Origin of the sequence: Streptomyces sp. NBC_01198 (genome assembly GCF_036010485.1) — a bacterium.
Lineage (GTDB): Bacteria > Actinomycetota > Actinomycetes > Streptomycetales > Streptomycetaceae > Actinacidiphila.
In genome coordinates this window covers 6,895,463-6,911,414 of the sequence record NZ_CP108568.1, presented here as the reverse complement: position 1 = coordinate 6,911,414, position 15,952 = coordinate 6,895,463, and the positions used below count along the sequence as shown (strand labels likewise).

General features: G+C 74.6%; 12 protein-coding genes. 9 read left to right on the top strand and 3 right to left on the bottom strand.

What is annotated here, in order from left to right; genetic code table 11:
* The first annotated feature begins 50 nt into the window (after window positions 1–50).
* A complete protein-coding gene (locus OG702_RS30730; protein ID WP_327292198.1) occupies window positions 51–1,553 on the top strand; it encodes a hydrolase in 1,503 nt (500 codons plus the stop codon).
* 52 nt (window positions 1,554–1,605) lie between these two features.
* On the opposite strand, the gene OG702_RS30725 is transcribed toward OG702_RS30730, so the two are convergent.
* From OG702_RS30725 to OG702_RS30715, 3 genes are all read right to left on the bottom strand, one after another.
* Entirely contained in the window at window positions 1,606–3,732 is a 2,127-nt protein-coding gene (locus OG702_RS30725) for a SpoIIE family protein phosphatase (protein WP_327292197.1), read from the bottom strand.
* A 306-nt stretch (window positions 3,733–4,038) separates the two neighbouring features.
* Complete coding sequence (locus OG702_RS30720) at window positions 4,039–4,569, bottom strand: hypothetical protein (RefSeq protein WP_327292196.1); 531 nt, start codon at window positions 4,567–4,569, stop codon at window positions 4,039–4,041.
* 217 nt (window positions 4,570–4,786) lie between these two features.
* Window positions 4,787–4,990 carry a hypothetical protein gene (locus tag OG702_RS30715; RefSeq protein ID WP_327292195.1) on the bottom strand — a complete coding sequence of 68 codons (204 nt, stop codon included), beginning with the start codon at window positions 4,988–4,990 and terminating at the stop codon, window positions 4,787–4,789.
* Window positions 4,991–5,815: 825 nt separating this feature from the next.
* Between OG702_RS30715 and OG702_RS30710 the strand changes: the two genes are divergently transcribed.
* From OG702_RS30710 to OG702_RS30675, 8 genes are all read left to right on the top strand, one after another.
* On the top strand, window positions 5,816–7,993 hold the full coding sequence (locus OG702_RS30710; protein WP_327292194.1) for a hypothetical protein: 2,178 nt from the start codon (window positions 5,816–5,818) through the stop codon (window positions 7,991–7,993).
* 172 nt (window positions 7,994–8,165) lie between these two features.
* Window positions 8,166–9,722 carry a GT4 family glycosyltransferase PelF gene (gene pelF, locus OG702_RS30705; protein ID WP_327292193.1) on the top strand — a complete coding sequence of 519 codons (1,557 nt, stop codon included), beginning with the start codon at window positions 8,166–8,168 and terminating at the stop codon, window positions 9,720–9,722.
* An 85-nt stretch (window positions 9,723–9,807) separates the two neighbouring features.
* Entirely contained in the window at window positions 9,808–11,424 is a 1,617-nt protein-coding gene (locus OG702_RS30700; RefSeq protein ID WP_327292192.1) for a hypothetical protein, read from the top strand.
* Between the two features lie 56 nt (window positions 11,425–11,480).
* On the top strand, window positions 11,481–12,482 hold the full coding sequence (locus tag OG702_RS30695) for an SDR family NAD(P)-dependent oxidoreductase (protein ID WP_327292191.1): 1,002 nt from the start codon (window positions 11,481–11,483) through the stop codon (window positions 12,480–12,482).
* Window positions 12,483–12,537: 55 nt separating this feature from the next.
* Window positions 12,538–13,251, top strand: coding sequence for a sugar phosphate nucleotidyltransferase (locus OG702_RS30690; RefSeq protein WP_327292190.1), 714 nt, complete (start codon window positions 12,538–12,540; stop codon window positions 13,249–13,251).
* Window positions 13,252–13,258: 7 nt separating this feature from the next.
* Window positions 13,259–14,191 (top strand): NAD-dependent epimerase/dehydratase family protein, encoded by a 933-nt coding sequence (locus tag OG702_RS30685; RefSeq protein WP_327292189.1) that lies wholly within the window; start codon window positions 13,259–13,261, stop codon window positions 14,189–14,191.
* Window positions 14,188–15,000 carry a spherulation-specific family 4 protein gene (locus OG702_RS30680; RefSeq protein WP_327292188.1) on the top strand — a complete coding sequence of 271 codons (813 nt, stop codon included), beginning with the start codon at window positions 14,188–14,190 and terminating at the stop codon, window positions 14,998–15,000. Before OG702_RS30685 ends, OG702_RS30680 begins: the two co-directional genes overlap by 4 nt.
* Window positions 14,997–15,932, top strand: coding sequence for an endo alpha-1,4 polygalactosaminidase (locus tag OG702_RS30675; RefSeq protein WP_327292187.1), 936 nt, complete (start codon window positions 14,997–14,999; stop codon window positions 15,930–15,932). Before OG702_RS30680 ends, OG702_RS30675 begins: the two co-directional genes overlap by 4 nt.
* Window positions 15,933–15,952 lie beyond the last annotated feature (20 nt).

Here is a 15,952-nt window from a genome sequence, read left to right as displayed (position 1 = left end):
AGAATCGTTCCCCGCACCCCACCCACCGCCCCCCACATGGAGGTTGACGGATGCCCGGTCCCCGTACGTCCCGCAGCAGGATCGCGCTCGGCGCGACCGCGGCCCTCGGCGTGATCGCCCTGGCCGCGGCCGGCGTCGCCACCGGCAGCGCGCAGGCCGCGCCGACCGGCTCGGCAGCACCCGCCCTGGCAGGCACCCACCGGGTGCTGTTCGACAACACCAAGGCGGAGACGGCCGGCAACGCCGACTGGATCATCAGCACCAGCCAGCCCGACCCGCTCGGCCAGGACTCCACGCCGAACTCCGAGACCGACTGGACCGGCGCGCTGTCCTCGTGGGGCGTCGCCCTGCAGAGGGCCGGCGGCTACAGCCTGAACACGCTGCCGCCCGGGCGGACGATCACCTACGGCGGCAGCTCCGCCCAGGATCTGAGCAACTTCGACACCTTCGTGCTGACCGAGCCCAACGTGAAGCTCAGCGCGGCGGAGAAGACCGCGGTGATGACCTTCGTGAAGAACGGCGGCGGGCTCTTCCTGATCTCCGACCACAACAACAGCGACCGCAACAACGACGGTTGCGACTCGCCGTGCGTGATCAACGACCTGCTGACCAGCAACGGGGTCGACAACACCGATCCGTTCGGCTTCTCCGTCGACCTGCTCGACATCAGCACCGACAACCCGCGCGCGGTCAGCAGCGGTTCCGACCCGGTCCTGCACGGCCCGTTCGGCACCGTCACCGGCAGCATCCTGCGCGACGGCACCACCTTCACCCTCAAGCCCGCCGACAACCCGAACGTCAAGGGCCTGCTGTACCACGCCGGTTCGTCCGGCAACAGCGGCGCCTTCTTCGCCACCAGCACCTTCGGCAGCGGCCGGGTGGCGATCTGGGGCGACAGCTCACCGGTGGACGACGGCACCGGTCAGTCCGGCAACACCCTCTACGACGGCTGGAACGACCCGGCAGGCACCGACGCGACACTGGCGCTCAACGCCACCGCCTGGCTCGCCGGTTCGGGCAGCAGCACACCGCCCACCACGCCGCCGACCACCTCCACCGGCGGCACCACCGGAGGCGGCGGCAACTGCACCGCCCGCCAACTGCTGGCCAACCCCGGATTCGAGTCGGGCAGCTCCTCCTGGTCGGCGACCAGCGGAGTGATCAACAACAACAGCAGCGAGCCGGCGCACAGCGGCTCGTACAAGGCCTGGCTCGACGGTTACGGCACCGCGACCACCGACACGGTCTCCCAGTCGGTGGCCGTCCCGGCCGGCTGCGCGGCCCGGTTGACCTTCTGGCTGCACATCGACACCGCCGAGACCGGCAGCACGGCGTACGACACCCTCAAGGCGCAGGTGCTGAACTCCTCGGGCACCGTGCTGAGCACCCTGGCCACGTACAGCAACGTCAACGCGGCCTCCGGCTTCACCCAGCGCTCCTTCGACCTGAGCGCCTATGCCGGGCAGACGGTCACGGTGAAGTTCACCGGGGTCGAGGGCTCCAAGCTGCAGACGTCGTTCGTCATCGACGACGCGGCGCTCAACGTCAGCTGACCCGTGCGGCTCCCGCCGGCCGGAACCCGTCCGCCGGCCGGCGGGAGGTGCGTCAGCCGAGCAGGCCGCGCTCGGCGCCGGGGCCGAACTCGCACCAGACGGCCTTGCCGTCGCCGCGCGGTTCGACCCCCCAGTGGGTGGACAGCGCGTCGATCATCAGCAGCCCGCGCCCCGATGTCGCGGCCTCGCCCGGGGAGCGGCGGCGGGGCCACACGCTGGAGCGGTCCTGCACCGTCAGCCGCACCCGGCGGACCGGTGCCGGCACCACCTCGAGCGTCATGACGGCGCCGCCCTCGGTGTGCAGCAGCACGTTCACCAGCAGCTCGCCCGCGGCGACCTCGATGTCGTCGGCCAGCCCGGGCAGTTCCCACGCCTCCAGCGCCTGGCGCAGCGTGAGGCGGGCCTCGGCCAGGCCCTCGGGGTCGGCCTGGTGGACGTAGGAGTGCATCCGGGGCGCCCGCGAGGTGCCGGGGTCGGGGTGGCGGCGCAGGATCAGCAGCGCCACGTCGTCCTGCGAGCCCCAGCGCTCCCACAGGTTGTCCGCGAGGTGGTCGGCCAGTTCCTCGACCGGGCCGGGGCCGTCGCGCACCGCCTCGGCCAGCGCCTCCATGCCGATGGTGATGTCCAGCCCGTGCTCCTCCACCAGCCCGTCGGTGCAGAACACCAGGGTCTCGCCGGGCACCAGGTCGAGCCGGGTCTCCGGGAACTCGGTCAGGTCCACGGTGGTGGCCAGGCCCAGCGGCAGGCCGCCGCGCACGTTGGGCCAGCCGGTACGGCCGTCGGTGTGCCGGATCAGCGGGCCGAGATGGCCGGCCCTGGCGGTGCGCACCGAACCGCTGGTCAGGTCGAGTTCGGCGTAGGCGCAGGTCGCGAAGCGCTCGGTGTCCAGCTCGGCGAGGAAGCGGGAGGCCCTGGCCAGGACGGTCGAGGGCGCGTGTCCCTCGGCGGCGTAGGCGCGCAGCGCGATCCGCAGCTGGCCCATGACGGCCGCGGCATGGGTGTCATGGCCCTGGACGTCGCCGACGACCAGGCCGACCCGGTTCTGCGGCAGCGCCACCACGTCGTACCAGTCGCCGCCGACCTCCCGGCCGCGGGACGCCGCGTGGTAGCGGACCGCGACGTCGGCGCCGGCGAAGCGCGGTATGTCCCTGGGCAGCATCGCGGCCTGCAGCCCGGTGGCGAACTCCCGCTCCCGGTCGAAGAGCATCGCCCGCTGCAGGGACTGCGCCACGATCGCGGCGAGCGCCGCGCACAGCTCGCGATGGGCGGGAGTGAAGACGTCGGAGGAGCGGTAGAAGAGCGCCACACCGCCGATGGAGCGGCCCTGGGCGACCAGCGGCAGGAAGGCCGCGGCGTTCAGGCCGACGCCGTCGAGGTAGGGCCGGGACTCGGGATAGCGCTCCATCAGCTCGGCGAAGGAGTTCACGAAGCTCGGCCGCTGGGTCGCCACCGCCTCACCCAGCGGCAGCGACCCGTCCAGCGGCCGCGGCGGGAGCGCGATGTCCGCCACCGGGGCGCCGCTGACCCCGACGAACCGCAGGGTGCCTGCGTCCACCAGCCCGAGCATCATGCCGTCGGCCCCGAAGCGCTCCAGGCCGCCCGCGCCGGTCAGCACCGCGGTGACGTCGTCCACGGTGACCGCGCGGGACAGCGCCTCGGCGGCCAGCCGGACGATCGGCGCGAGGCTCGGCGGCTCACCGACCGGCTGCGGGGGCCGCACCTCGGGCGCCTGCGTCAGCTCGTCGGTGGCGTCCCTGACGATGCCGACGATGCGGTACGCGTTGCCCCGGCGGTCCCGCAGGATGGTGCCCTGGGTGTGCGTCCACTGCTTGCTGCCGTCCCTGCGGGTGATCTGGAAGTAGCCGCCGTAGCTGCTCTCACCGGCCTGCAGCGCTCTTCTGAGCGCGTAGTCCACCGTGGCGGCGTCCTCCGGCGCGACCCGCAGCACCAGCGACTCGGGGCGGGAGTCGTACTCCTCCCGCCGCAGGTCGAAGACGCCGAGGGCGGCCTCGTCCAGTTCGAGCGTCCCCGCGTCGAGCGTCCAGTCGAAGCTGCCCATCCCGTTCAGGGCCAGCCGTTCCCCCGGGCCGATCTCCGCCTCGGGAGACCGCCCCGATCCGGGGAGCGGGCCGACCCTGGGGTCGGAACTGCTCCGGACGGGCCGCTTACGCACTGTCATGCACTCGCTCCCGGGGTCGGACCCGCGGTCATCGGGGCGCTTCCGCGAGGCAGGGCATCAGGACGTCCAGGCCATGATTTATCCGCATTACAGCCATTATTGCTCCGCTCGGCCGTCCGGTCCTCAGCCGGACCGGACCCGGGGGTCGCGCGGGGACCTGGCGCGGGTGTCAGCCCGGGGTCGCACGCCGGCCGTGCGGGAGCCGTAAGCCGGCGGTAGGCCCGCCCACGGCCGTACGACGGCGGGCGTCGGCGCGGGGCCGTGACCCGGCGGTACGGCCCGCCCACGGCCGTACGACGGCGGGCGTCAGCGCGGGGCCGTACGACGGCGGTGGACGATCAGCAGGCCGGTCACGCCGACCAGGGCGGAGGCGGCGGCCACGGTGACGGAGCCGGGGCCGGTCACGCCGCCGCCGAGCCCGGTGCGTATCGCGCCGGGCGCGATGACGCCGCGGTCCTCCACGGCCAGCGGGACGGTGCCCTGCCCGGCGTCGCAGCCGAAGGTGACGTCGTAGCGGGCACCGGGCTCGGCGTACCGGCCGACGGTGACGGTGGCGCTCTGCCCGGCTCCGCCGTCCGGGCCCAGGGCGACGGTGCCGAAGAGGCCGGGCGCCGAGGCGGTTGCGGGGCCCGCGCAGCCGGTCGCGCGCAGGGTGACGGTGTCGCCGGGGGCCGCGGTGGCCGGGGTGGCGGTGAAGCCGGGGCCGTCCGCGGCCACGCCGGCGGGGGTGGCCGCGGCCGCGCCGGCGGGGGTGGCCGCGGCCGCCGCTCCGGCGGCGAGGGCCGCCCCGAGGGCGGCCAGGGCGAGGGCGGCAGCGGATATGAGCCCGGCGCGCATACGGCACTCCCGTGCCGGGGGGCGGTCCCGTGACCGCTCCATCGGCGTGGCCGGCACTCTTCCGGTATCCAACGGCGCCGCCGGGCCCGCCGCCCGCCGGCGGCCGCCCGCCCCGCCGGTACACCCCGGCGGGCGCCCGCCCGACTCCCGCCGGTGCGGGCCGCGTTGAGGCGCCGCGTACGGCCGCCGGCCGGCGGGCCCGTTCGGGTGGGCGCGCTCAGCGGTCGTCCACCGGGCGGGTCGGGGTCAGCACCACGAAGGCCACCAGGCCCGGCGGCGCGGTCAGCCAGGCAGGCGGGTCGACGGCGGGAAAACGGTCGACCAGCGCGTCGAAGACACGGTAGGCGCTGGTCGCGTCACGCGCGGTGACCACCACGTGCACCAGGCCAGGTTCCTGCAGGCGTTCCCAGTCGTCCGGCACTGCCGGCTCCTTCCGCCGTGGATCAGTTGCCGGATGGGACCCGGCGTGCGGCGGCGCAGTTGCGGATCGGGGCGGGGTTCACCCCCACGGGAGCGCGCGCGGGGCGTGCGAGGGGGCGTGCGCGGTATGAGCACGCGATGGCGGGGTAGTCGAAAGGGCGAACTTGAACGCGATCTCCTACGGAGTGAGTGTGCGATGACGAGTCCGTACCCTGACCCATTCCCGCCGGTGCCGCCGGACGAGCCGGTGCCTGGACCCGACCCGGTGCCGACGCCCGAGCCGCGTCCGGTGCCCGGCCCGGCCCCCAGCCCCCTGCCGACCCCGCCGTCACCGGTGCCGCCCTCTCCCGAGCCGACGCCGGCACCGACGCCGCCGCCCATCGACTGAATCTGCCCGCCCCCGGCCGCGCGCCCCGCCCCAGCCCGGCGCGCGGCTTTCTCATGCCTTTTCGCACCCATAGGCGCACGCGTACCGCAGGGAACACTCCTTCACGTGGGGAAATCGCGTCCCGCCGGGACCGTCCCGTACCTGAGGGCGATTACTCCCCCGTATGAGGAATATTCGAAAATATGCCCGGGCGTTCATCATAAAGGTCGATTATCGGTACCCACCGCGGACATGACACCCACCAACGCCGCAGGTGAGAGCTCCGACCCTTCGAACACCCCCGGGTGTACGGCACATGCTTTTCGATCATCTCCGCAGAATGGTCACAAGTCCTCCGCGACGTGCCCCACGATGGTCCCCGGAAATACGGCCGGAAAAAGGCCGTTGTGAGTGGGAGTAGGCCGATCGGGAATCGGCGGCTCCCGGGGGAGGTAATTCATGGGCAGAGCATTGCGTGCCGCAACCGTCGCTTCCGCGGCGGCACTGGTGGCACTGGCGATCGCGCCCACCGCGGCGCGGTCCGCGGTGCCGCCGCGGGTCGACCTCAGGGTGCTGGTGGTGGACGACGGCGGACCGGCGACCGCGGCCGTCACGTCCGAGCTGGACGGCGCGGGCACTCCGTACACCACGGTGAACCTGGCCACGCCCGGCCGGCCGGTGATCACCGCGGGCTTCCTGAGCGACACCGTGTCCGGGCGGCCGCGTGCGAAGTACCAGGCGGTGGTGCTGCCGAACGACAACCCGTTCGGTGCGGGCTCCGCGGAGATGGCGGCGCTGGCGGCGTACGAGACGACGTTCGGCATCCGCCAGGTGGACGCGTACACCTACGCGCAGCCCACGGTCGGGCTGAACTACGCGCAGACCGGCGGCTACATCGGCCAGCTCGACGGCACGCAGGGGCAGGTGACCGCGCAGGGCGCGGCAGGGGACTTCGGCTACCTCAAGGGCGCGGTGCCCTTCGAGGACAACGACCAGTACCAGTCGGAGAGCTACGGCTACCTGGCGACGCCGCTGGCCACCCAGGCGGCGGGGGCGACCTTCACCCCGCTGGTGGACGCGGCCATCCCCGGCAGCACCGAGCGCGGCGTCCTGGTCGGGCAGTACGCGCACGACGGCCGCACCGAGCTGGTGATCCCGTTCGTCTACAACCAGTACCAGCAGCAGTTCCGCCTGCTGGCCCGCGGCATCGTGGAGTGGATGACGCAGGGCATCCACCTGGGGGCGGACCGCAACTACTTCGAAGTGCAGGTCGACGACGTCTTCCTGGCCGACGACCGGTGGAACTCCGGCCTCAACTGCACGCCCAGCGACGTGGACTGCCCGATCGGCACCGGTGAGGACACCGACCCGATCCGGATGACCGCGGCGGACGCGGTCTACGCCAAGCAGTGGTCGGCGGCGCACGGCTTCACCTTCGACTTCGTCTTCAACGGCGGCGGCAGCGAGGACTGGAAGTCCGACAACGGCACGACCACGGACCCGCTGGCGAACCAGCTGGTGGCCGACAAGAGCAGCTACCGCTGGGTGAACCACACCTACCTGCACCCGTTCCTGGGCTGCGTGCAGGACGTCAGCGTGGTGCCGTGGCAGTGCGAGACCACCACGACCGGCGCCACCCAGTGGGTCAGCAAGGCCGACATCACCGCCGCGGTGAAGGACAACCGCACCTGGGCCGCCGCGCACGGGCTGTCGCTGAACAACGACGAGCTGGTGACCGGCGAGCACTCCGGGCTCAAGGTGCTGCCGCAGCAGCCCACCGACAACCCCAACCTCGCGACCGCGCTGAGCAGCCTCGGCGTGGAGTACCTGGCGAGCGACAACTCCCGGGAGCCCGACCAGCGCCAGGTCGGCCCGGCGGTCACCGTGCCGCGCTTCCCGATGAACGTCTTCTACAACGCCGGTACGCCGCAGGAGGAGACCGACGAGTACAACTGGATCTACACCAACCACGCACAGGGCGGCAGCGGCGCCTGCGCGACCTCGGGCAACTCCACCTGCCTGATCGCCCCGTTGGACCCGGACACCGGCTACGCGTCGTACATCGTGCCGCTGGAGGCCCGCATCGACCTGGGCCACGCGCTGGGCAACAACCCGCGGCCGCACTTCATCCACCAGTCGAACCTGGCCGAGGGCCGGATCGCCTACCCGGTGCTGGAGCGGGTGCTCGGCGACTACGCGGCGCTCTTCTCGGCGAACACGCCCACCGTCAACCTGCGGACCTCGGACATCGCCACGGAGCTGCAGCGCAGGTCCGCGTGGAGTGCCGCCTGGAAGGGCGGCAAGGTGACCGCCTACCGCATCGGCAACAGCGTCACCATCAGCGCGCCGAGCGGCGTGCAGGTGGACGCGACGGTGCCGAACGGCACCCGGCAGGCGCAGCTGCTGGGCTCCACCGCCTTCGGCAGCGCCTACGCGGGCCGGCTGTCCGGCTGGGCCCAGCCGGGCCTGCTCCAGGGCTCGGTCACGCTGACGCTGACGTCCGCCGCGGTCCCGGCGGCTCCGGCGGCCGCCCCGCACAGCACGGCGAAGATCGCCGCCCCGGCCGGCCGGCTGCCCGTTCCCAAGGGCGTGGCCCACGCGGTGCCCATGGGCCCCGGGGACAGGACCCGCCGCTAGGCCGTGTCTGGCAGATCCCGCCTGGCCCTACCGGGCGGACGGCGCTATTCGTGAGACACGACCCAGGCACAGTGCGCACACGTGCGGGCGGGGCGACGGACGTCCCGCCCGCACGGCAGGGCGCGCGCCCGCGCCCACGCCGTATCGAACCGTCCAGGGGGGACACCACTTCATGCACGCAGTCTTCGGCGAGCCGCCGTCGCGCATCGCGCAGGTGACGCTGCTGACCGAGGGGACGTATCCGCACAGCCCCGGCGGGGTGAGCGTGTGGTGCGACCAGCTGGTCCGCGCCATGCCCGATGTCGACTTCCGGGTGACCGCCGTCACGGCGACCGGCCATGAGCAGCCGGTGTGGGAACTGCCGCCGCACGTCACGGGGTTGGAGTCGATACCGATGTGGGGCGACACCCCTGCGGGCAGGGAGCCGCGCGGCCGGGACCGGCGGGCGTTCCTCGACGCCTGGGAGCGGCTGTTGACCGCGCTGCTGGCCGAAGGGGGCACCGACGACGGGCTGTTCGGGCCCGCGCTGTACGACCTCGCCGACTGGGCCGATTCCGGGGCGCTGTCGGCCGGGCTGCGCTCGGAGGCGGCCGTACGCACCCTGGCCGGGCTGTGGCGGCGGCCCGGCACGGACGTGGCGGCCGCGCTGCCGACCCAGCACGACGCGCTGACCGGCACCGATCTGCTGGAACACGCGCTGCGGCCGCTGGCCGCGGCCGCGCCGACCGGTGTGGCGCACGCCGTCAGCGGCGGGCTCGCCACGCTGCCGGGCCTGGTCGCGCACCACCGCGACGAGGTGCCGCTGCTGCTCACCGAGCACGGCGTCTACCAGCGGGAACGCTACCTCGGCTCCCGCACCGGGCCCTACCGGTGGCCGGTCAAGTCCCTGATGATGCACTTCTTCCGGTTGCTGGCGCGCGAGGGCTACCGGCGCAGCGCGCTGATCACCCCGGGCAACCGCTACAACCGCCGCTGGGAGGAGCACGGCGGCGCCGACGCGGACCGTATCCGTACCGTCTACAACGGAGTCGATCCCGGGGCCTTTCCGCCGGCCGGACCGGAACCCGAGGGGCCGACGCTGACCTGGGCCGGGCGGATCGACCCGATCAAGGACCTGGAGACGCTGATCCGCGCGTTCGCGCTGGTCCGCGAGGAGGTGCCGGCCGCCCGGCTGCGCATCTTCGGCGGCACCCCGCGTGGCGGCGAGGAGTACCGCGCACGCTGCGAGGCGCTGGCCGCCGCGGTGGGGGCGGCCGACGCGGTCAGCTTCGAGGGCCGGGTGGACGACATCCGCACCGCCTACGCCGCCGGACAGGTGGTGATGCTCTCCAGCATCAGCGAGGGCTTTCCCTTCACCCTGATCGAGGCGATGTCCTGCGGGCGCTGCACCGTCTCGACGGACGTCGGCGGGGTCCGCGAAGCGGTCGGCGACACCGGTCTGGTCGTCCCGCCGCGCGACCCGGCGGCCATGGCGGTGGCCGCCCTGGCGCTGCTGCGCGACCCCGCGCGGCGGGCAGCGCTCGGTCAGGCGGCCCGGCTGCGGGTGATCGACCAGTTCACCCTGCGGCAGACCATCGACGCCTTCCGCGGCATCTACACCGGCCTGTCCCCGGCCGAGCCGCGCACCGCCCAGCAGTACGGCGGCGTGACGTGGATGTCCCGCGTCTGGCGTCCCGCCCCGCCGGCGGAGGCCGCGGCCGAGCAGGCGCTGGCGGAGGGCACCGCATGAGCGGGCTGCGGCACGGGCGCCGGCTGACCGCCCGGTGGGAGCACCCCGGCGGGCGGCGGCCGGCGCCCGGGGCGGGGGGCACGGCATGAGCGGGCCGTTGCCGGTCGTCGAGGCGGCCGGCGGGGACGGGGCGGCCGGGGCCGTGACGCGGCTGCCGCGGGCGCGGCGGGTGCCGTCGTGGGCACGCCCCGACCCGGTCGCGGATCTCGCCGAGCGGCTGGCAGGGCCGTGCGCGAGCGCGGCGCACCCGGAGGAGATCGCGGCGCTGCTGGAGTCCGAGGGGCTGACGGACGAGCAGATCACCGAACGCTACCGGCACCGCGACCTGTTCGCGCTCGCCGAGTCGCTCTTCGCGCTGGTGCCGCGCGCCTACCCCGAACCGGAGCCGGCCGCCGACCCGTGGCAGACGGACCCCGGTCGGTGCGTCCTGCGCGGCCTGACCTTCGCGCTGCCGGGCGTCGCCTACGTCGTCGGCGGGCGGTGGGCGGACGGGCCCGGCGGGCCGTTCGGCGTGACCACCGCGGTCGCCGGGTGGGCGGCGGCCGCACTGTGCAGCTGGGGCTGGAACCAGGGGCTCTCGCACCGGGCAGGGCTGCTGCTGCTCGCGCAGCGCCCGCGGGCCGCGGCCCGCTGCCTGCTGGCCGGCGGCGCCGCCGGCACCGCGCTGGCCACGGTGGCGGCGCTGACCGTCACGGGCGTGGCGCACCCGTCCGCACCGGCCTTCGCGTTCGGCCAGGCCCTCTACATGGCGGCGGCCACGGTCCTGCTGGTCCTCGGCCGCGAACGCTCCCTGCTGTACGTCCTGGCGCCGCTGACCGCCGCGGCGGCATGCGGTGCGGCGAGCCTGCCCTCACCCGCGGCCGCCACTCTCCTCGCCGCCACGGTGGCGGCGGCCACGGCACTGGCGGTCGCGACGGCGCTGCGCCGCCCGGCACCCGGCACGCCGAGCGGGCCCCGCCGGGGCCTCGCGGCATGGCTGCGGCGCAGCGCCGAGGCACCCCGGGCGACGGAGCCCGGCACCCGGCGCCGGCCCGCCGCGCTCCTGACCCGCCGCCGTACGGCGAAAGGCGGCACCGCGGCGCTGCCGCGGGTCCGATGGCCGCGGCGGCGCTCCGGCGCGGCGGCCCCCGAGGCCGCCGAAGGCCTCGCGCCCGTGGCGGTGCGGCGGTCGGTGCCGCTGGCCGTGGGCGGGCTCGCAGCCGGGGGGCTGGTGGTCGCCGCGGCGCTGGCCGGGGAGTTCGTCGCCGCGCTCACCGTGAGCATGGGGGTAGCCGAGTGGCTGCTCTTCCGGTTCCGCAGCCGCTGCCTGACGGCGCTGCGCGGGACCGGGGTCGCCGAACGGCTGCTCGCCAGGTCGTGGCGGGTGCTGGTGCGCTGCCTCGCCGGCTACGCCGCCGCGCTGGCCGGGCTGGCCGGGCTGGAGTCCGCGGCGCTGCCGGGGGCGGCGGCCTGGGACGCACCGCATCTGGGCGTGCTGCTCGCGCTCGGCTGCACGCTGTGGCTCGCGCTGCTGCTGCAGTCCTGCGGGCGGCCCTGGACGGCGGCCGCCGTGCTCTCGGCGGCGACGGCCACCGCCGTACCCCTGCTCGCCACGCACGTCGGGGCGCCGGGCACGGTCATCGGCCTGACCGGCGCCGCTGCCGGCGCCGTGCTGCTCGCCGCGGCGACCACCGTGACCGCCCGGGTGACCACTCACCGCTGAGCCGTCACCGCACCGCACCAACGCCGATTCACCCCTTCCTCCAAGGAGACATCTCCGTGTCCACTGCAACTGCGGTCGCCGTCACCGGCGCCGAGGGCTTCATCGGCTCGCACCTGGTCGAGGCGCTGGTCGCCTCGGGCCGCCCGGTGCGTGCGATGGTGCAGTACAACTCCTTCTCCTCGCACGGCTGGCTGGAGCTGCTGCACCCCGACGTGCTGGACCGCGTCGAGGTCGTGCTCGGCGACGTCCGCGACCCCGGCTCGGTCCGCGACCTGGTCGCCGGCTGCGACACCGTCTACCACCTGGCCGCGCTGATCGCGATCCCGTACTCCTACCGGGCTCCGCGCAGCTACGTCGACACCAACGTGTCGGGCACCCTCAACGTCCTTGAGGCGGTGCGGGAGTCCGGCATCCCCCGCCTGGTGCACACCTCCACCAGCGAGACGTACGGGACCGCGCAGACCGTGCCGATCACCGAGGACCACCCGATCGTCACCCAGTCGCCCTACGCGGCCTCCAAGGCGGGCGGGGACCGGCTCGCGGACAGCTACCACGCCAGTTTCGGCACCCCGGTGGTCACGCTGCGGCCGTTCAACACGTTCGGGCCGCGGCAGTCGATGCGCGCGGTGATCCCGACCGTGATCGGGCAGGTCGCCGCCGGGGAGACCAAGGTGACGCTGGGCGACCTGCGGCCCACCCGGGACTTCACCTACGTCAAGGACACCGCCGCCGCCTTCCTGGCGGTGGGGACCGCGCCGGCCGGGCAGGTGGTCGGGCGGACCTTCAACGCCGGTACGGGCGGCGAGATCTCGGTCGGCGAGCTGGTGCGGCTGATCGGCACCCTGATGGACACCGACCTGGCCGTGCTGGAGGACGCGCAGCGGCTGCGCCCGGCCGGCTCCGAGGTGATGCGGCTGGTGTGCGACGCGACCCGGCTGCGCGAGGCGACCGGCTGGGCGCCGTCCCACCGGCTGGAGGAGGGCCTCGCCCGCACCATCGACTTCTTCCGCGAGCCCGCGAACCTGGCCCGCTACAAGACCGCCGCCTACAACGTCTGACGATCCGTCACCAGCCCATATCACCATCTACGTACGACATCTGGGGGGACCCACCATGCACGCTGTCATCCTCGCGGGCGGCAAGGGCGTACGGCTGCGGCCGTACACCACCGCCCTGCCCAAGCCGCTGGTGCCGATCGGCGACAGCCACGCGATCCTGGAGATCGTGCTCAGACAGCTGGCCACGGCCGGCTTCCGCAGCTGCACGATCGCCATCGGGCACCTCGGCAACATCATCCGCGCCTACGTGGGCGACGGTTCGCAGTGGGGGCTCGACGTCGACTACGTGACGGAGGACAACCCGCTGGGCACCATGGGCCCGCTGCTCACCATGCGCGACGACCTGCCCGAGCACTTCCTGGTGATGAACGGCGACGTGCTCACCGACCTGGACTTCGGGGCGCTGCTGCGCGGGCACCGCGGGTCCGACGCGCCGCTGACGATCGCCACCTACCGGCGCACCGTCAGCATCGACTTCGGGGTGCTCACCACCGACGAGGGGCAGGTGGTGGGGTTCACCGAGAAGCCGAGCATGGACTACCGGGTCTCGATGGGGGTCTACGGGGTCTCCCGGAACACCCTCTCCGGCTACACCCCCGGGATGCCGCTGGGCTTCGACGAGGTGGTGCTCGACCTGCTCGCCGCCAAACGGCCGCCGCGCGCCCACGACTTCGACGGCTACTGGCTGGACATCGGCCGGCCCGACGACTACGACCGGGCGAACGCCGAGTTCAGCAGCCTGCGCGGGCTGCTGCTCAAGGGGGCGTGAGCGGCGGATGAGCAGGATTCTGGTGCTCGGCGGCGGGGGCTTCCTCGGCACCCCGGTCACCGCGCGGCTGCGCGAGGTGCCGGGGGCGACCGTGCTGCACGGCGGGCGGGTGGCGGGCGGCGCACCGGCCGGCCGCCGCCGGGCGCCGGATCTGCCGGTGGACCTGGGCACGGTGCCGGTCGACGTGCTGGCCGGCGATCTCGCGGCGCTCGGCCCCGACGTGGTGGTCAACTGCGCGGGTCTGGTGGCGGGTCCGGCCAGCGCGCTGGCCGCCGTCAACGCGCGCGGCGCGGCGGCACTGTGCGAGGCGATGGCGGCGGCGGTGCCGGCGGCCCGGCTGGTGCAGCTGGGCTCGGCGGCGGAGTACGGCCCCGGCGTGCCCGGGACAGCGCTCTCCGAGTCGGCCACGGCCCGGCCCGCCGGGCTCTACGGCGCCACGAAGCTGGCCGGGAGCTACGCGGTGACCGGCTCGGGGCTCGACGCGGTGGTGCTGCGGGTCTTCAACCCGGTCGGCGCGGGCTCCCCCCGTTCCGGGCTGCCCGGGCGGCTCGCCGCGGCGTTCCGCGGCTCGCCGCCGGGCGGGCGGGTGATGACCGGCGACCTGGGTGCGTACCGTGACTTCGTGGACGTAACGGATGTGGCGGAGGCGGTGGCGCGGGCCGCCACCGCCGTCGGGCCGCTCCCCGCGGTCGTCAACGTCGGCTCGGGCCGGGCCACTTTGGTGCGCGATCTGGCGGCGGAGCTGGCGGGGTTGTGCGGCTTCACCGGGGAGCTGGTGGAGTCGGGCTCGGGCTCGGAGCGCTCGGGCGCGGTCTCCTGGGTCCGCGCGGACATCTCGCTGGCCGCGGCGGCGCTGGGCTGGCAGCCGATCCGCACCCTGCATGACGCGCTGGCGGCGCTGTGGCACGCGTCCGCCCCGACCGCGGGCGCCCCGGCATGACGGCCACCGGCCGCCCGGCCGCGTACGGCAGCCCGGCGCCCGCACCGGCACCGGCCCCGGCACCGGCATTCGCCGCCCCGCAGCACCCGGCGGATTCCGCACCGCACGTGCCGGCGGCGGCGCCGTGTCCCGCGACGGCACCAGTGGCGGCCGCGCGCTCGCTGCTCGTGCCGCTGTACGTCCATCCGGCGGTCGACCCGGGGGCGTGGCGGGCGCTGGAGCGGGCGGCGGGGCGGCTGTACGGGGTGGTGGTCAACGTGGCGGACGGGCCGGGGTCCGACCGGCCGGACAGCGTGGTCGCGGCCGCCGCGGGCCGGCTGCGGGCGGCCGGGGTGCGGCTGTTCGGCTACGTGGACACCGACTACGCCACCCGGCCCGCCCAGGAGGTCGAGCGGGACGTGCTGCGGCACCGGGAGTGGTACGGGGTGTGCGGGGCGTTCTTCGACCGGGCCGCCGCAGGCCGCGACCGGCTGCCGTACTACCGGCGGCTGGTGTCGGCGGCCCGGCACGGCGGTGCGGGGACAGTGGTGCTCAACCCGGGGGTGCATCCCGACCCGGGGTACGCGGCGGTGGGCGACCTGCTGGTGACCTACGAGGGCAGCTGGGCGGACTATGCGGTGGCAGGCGTTCCCGGCTGGACGGCCGCCCATCCCCCGGACCGTTTCTGCCACCTGGTCTACGGCGTGCCCGGCGCCGCCGCCGCGCGGGCGGTGGCGCGTACGGCCGCGACGCGGGGCGCGGCCGTGCACTGCGCGGTGCCCGGCGGGCCGCCGAACCCCTGGCAGCACGTCCCCGCGGGGGCCGCGTGACCGGCTGCGCAGCCCGCCTCCGCCTGCTCGGGCCCGTCGTCGCGGGCGCGCTGCTGCTCGCGGCGGCGGCCTGCTCCTCCTCCGGCGGCGACGACAGCCGGCCGGGCCCGACGTCGGCGCCGCCGCCCACCTCCATGTCCACGTCCAGGCCTGCGCCGAAGCCGACATCCGCACCCGGCACCGCCACGCCGTCGTCACCGCCCAAGGGCAGGCGGGGGGTGACGTCGCCGGACGGCCGCTGGCAGCCGGAGCCCGGGGCGGCCTGGCAGTGGCAGCTCAGCGGCACGGTCGACACCTCCGTCGACGTGCCCGTCTACGACATCGACGGGTTCGAGAACGGCGCCGCCGTCGTCCGGCGGCTGCACGCCGCCGGGCGCCGGGTGATCTGCTACGTCAACGCCGGTGCGTGGGAGTCCTTCCGGCCCGACGCGAAGGACTTCCCCGCCGCGCTGCTGGGCCGGGGCGACGGCTGGGACGGCGAACGCTGGCTGGACGTGCGGGCGTTGGACAGGCTGCGGCCGCTGATGGCGGCCCGCCTCGACATGTGCCGGGCCAAGGGCTTCGACGCCGTCGAGCCGGACCTGCTCGACGGCTACACCAACTCGACCGGCTTCCCGCTGACGGCCACCGACCAGCTGGCGTACAACCGCATGATCGCCGGACTCGCACACGACCGCGGGCTGGCCGTCGGGCTCAAGAACGACGTGCAGCAAGTGCCGCAGCTGGTGCGGGACTTCGACTTCTCGGTGGACGAGCAGTGCGCGCAGTACGGCGAGTGCGAGCAGCTGTCGCCGTTCGTGGCGGCCGGCAAGCCGGTCTTCCACGTCGAGTACGAGCTGGCGCAGGCGCGGTTCTGCCCGGCAGTGCGGAAGCTCGGATTCAGTTCGATGGCCAAGCACCTGTCGCTCGACGCCTGGCGCGACCCCTGCTGACCGCCCGCGGGCGGGCGACG

Bases quoted from the DNA above. Each gene is read 5' to 3' on its own strand.
- OG702_RS30730 (WP_327292198.1), top strand. From the start codon at position 51: ATGCCCGGTCCCCGTACGTCCCGCAGCAGGATCGCGCTCGGCGCGACC.
- OG702_RS30725 (WP_327292197.1), bottom strand. From the start codon at position 3,732: ATGACAGTGCGTAAGCGGCCCGTCCGGAGCAGTTCCGACCCCAGGGTC.
- OG702_RS30720 (WP_327292196.1), bottom strand. From the start codon at position 4,569: ATGCGCGCCGGGCTCATATCCGCTGCCGCCCTCGCCCTGGCCGCCCTC.
- OG702_RS30710 (WP_327292194.1), top strand. From the start codon at position 5,816: ATGGGCAGAGCATTGCGTGCCGCAACCGTCGCTTCCGCGGCGGCACTG.
- pelF (WP_327292193.1), top strand. From the start codon at position 8,166: ATGCACGCAGTCTTCGGCGAGCCGCCGTCGCGCATCGCGCAGGTGACG.
- OG702_RS30700 (WP_327292192.1), top strand. From the start codon at position 9,808: ATGAGCGGGCCGTTGCCGGTCGTCGAGGCGGCCGGCGGGGACGGGGCG.
- OG702_RS30690 (WP_327292190.1), top strand. From the start codon at position 12,538: ATGCACGCTGTCATCCTCGCGGGCGGCAAGGGCGTACGGCTGCGGCCG.
- OG702_RS30685 (WP_327292189.1), top strand. From the start codon at position 13,259: ATGAGCAGGATTCTGGTGCTCGGCGGCGGGGGCTTCCTCGGCACCCCG.
- OG702_RS30680 (WP_327292188.1), top strand. From the start codon at position 14,188: ATGACGGCCACCGGCCGCCCGGCCGCGTACGGCAGCCCGGCGCCCGCA.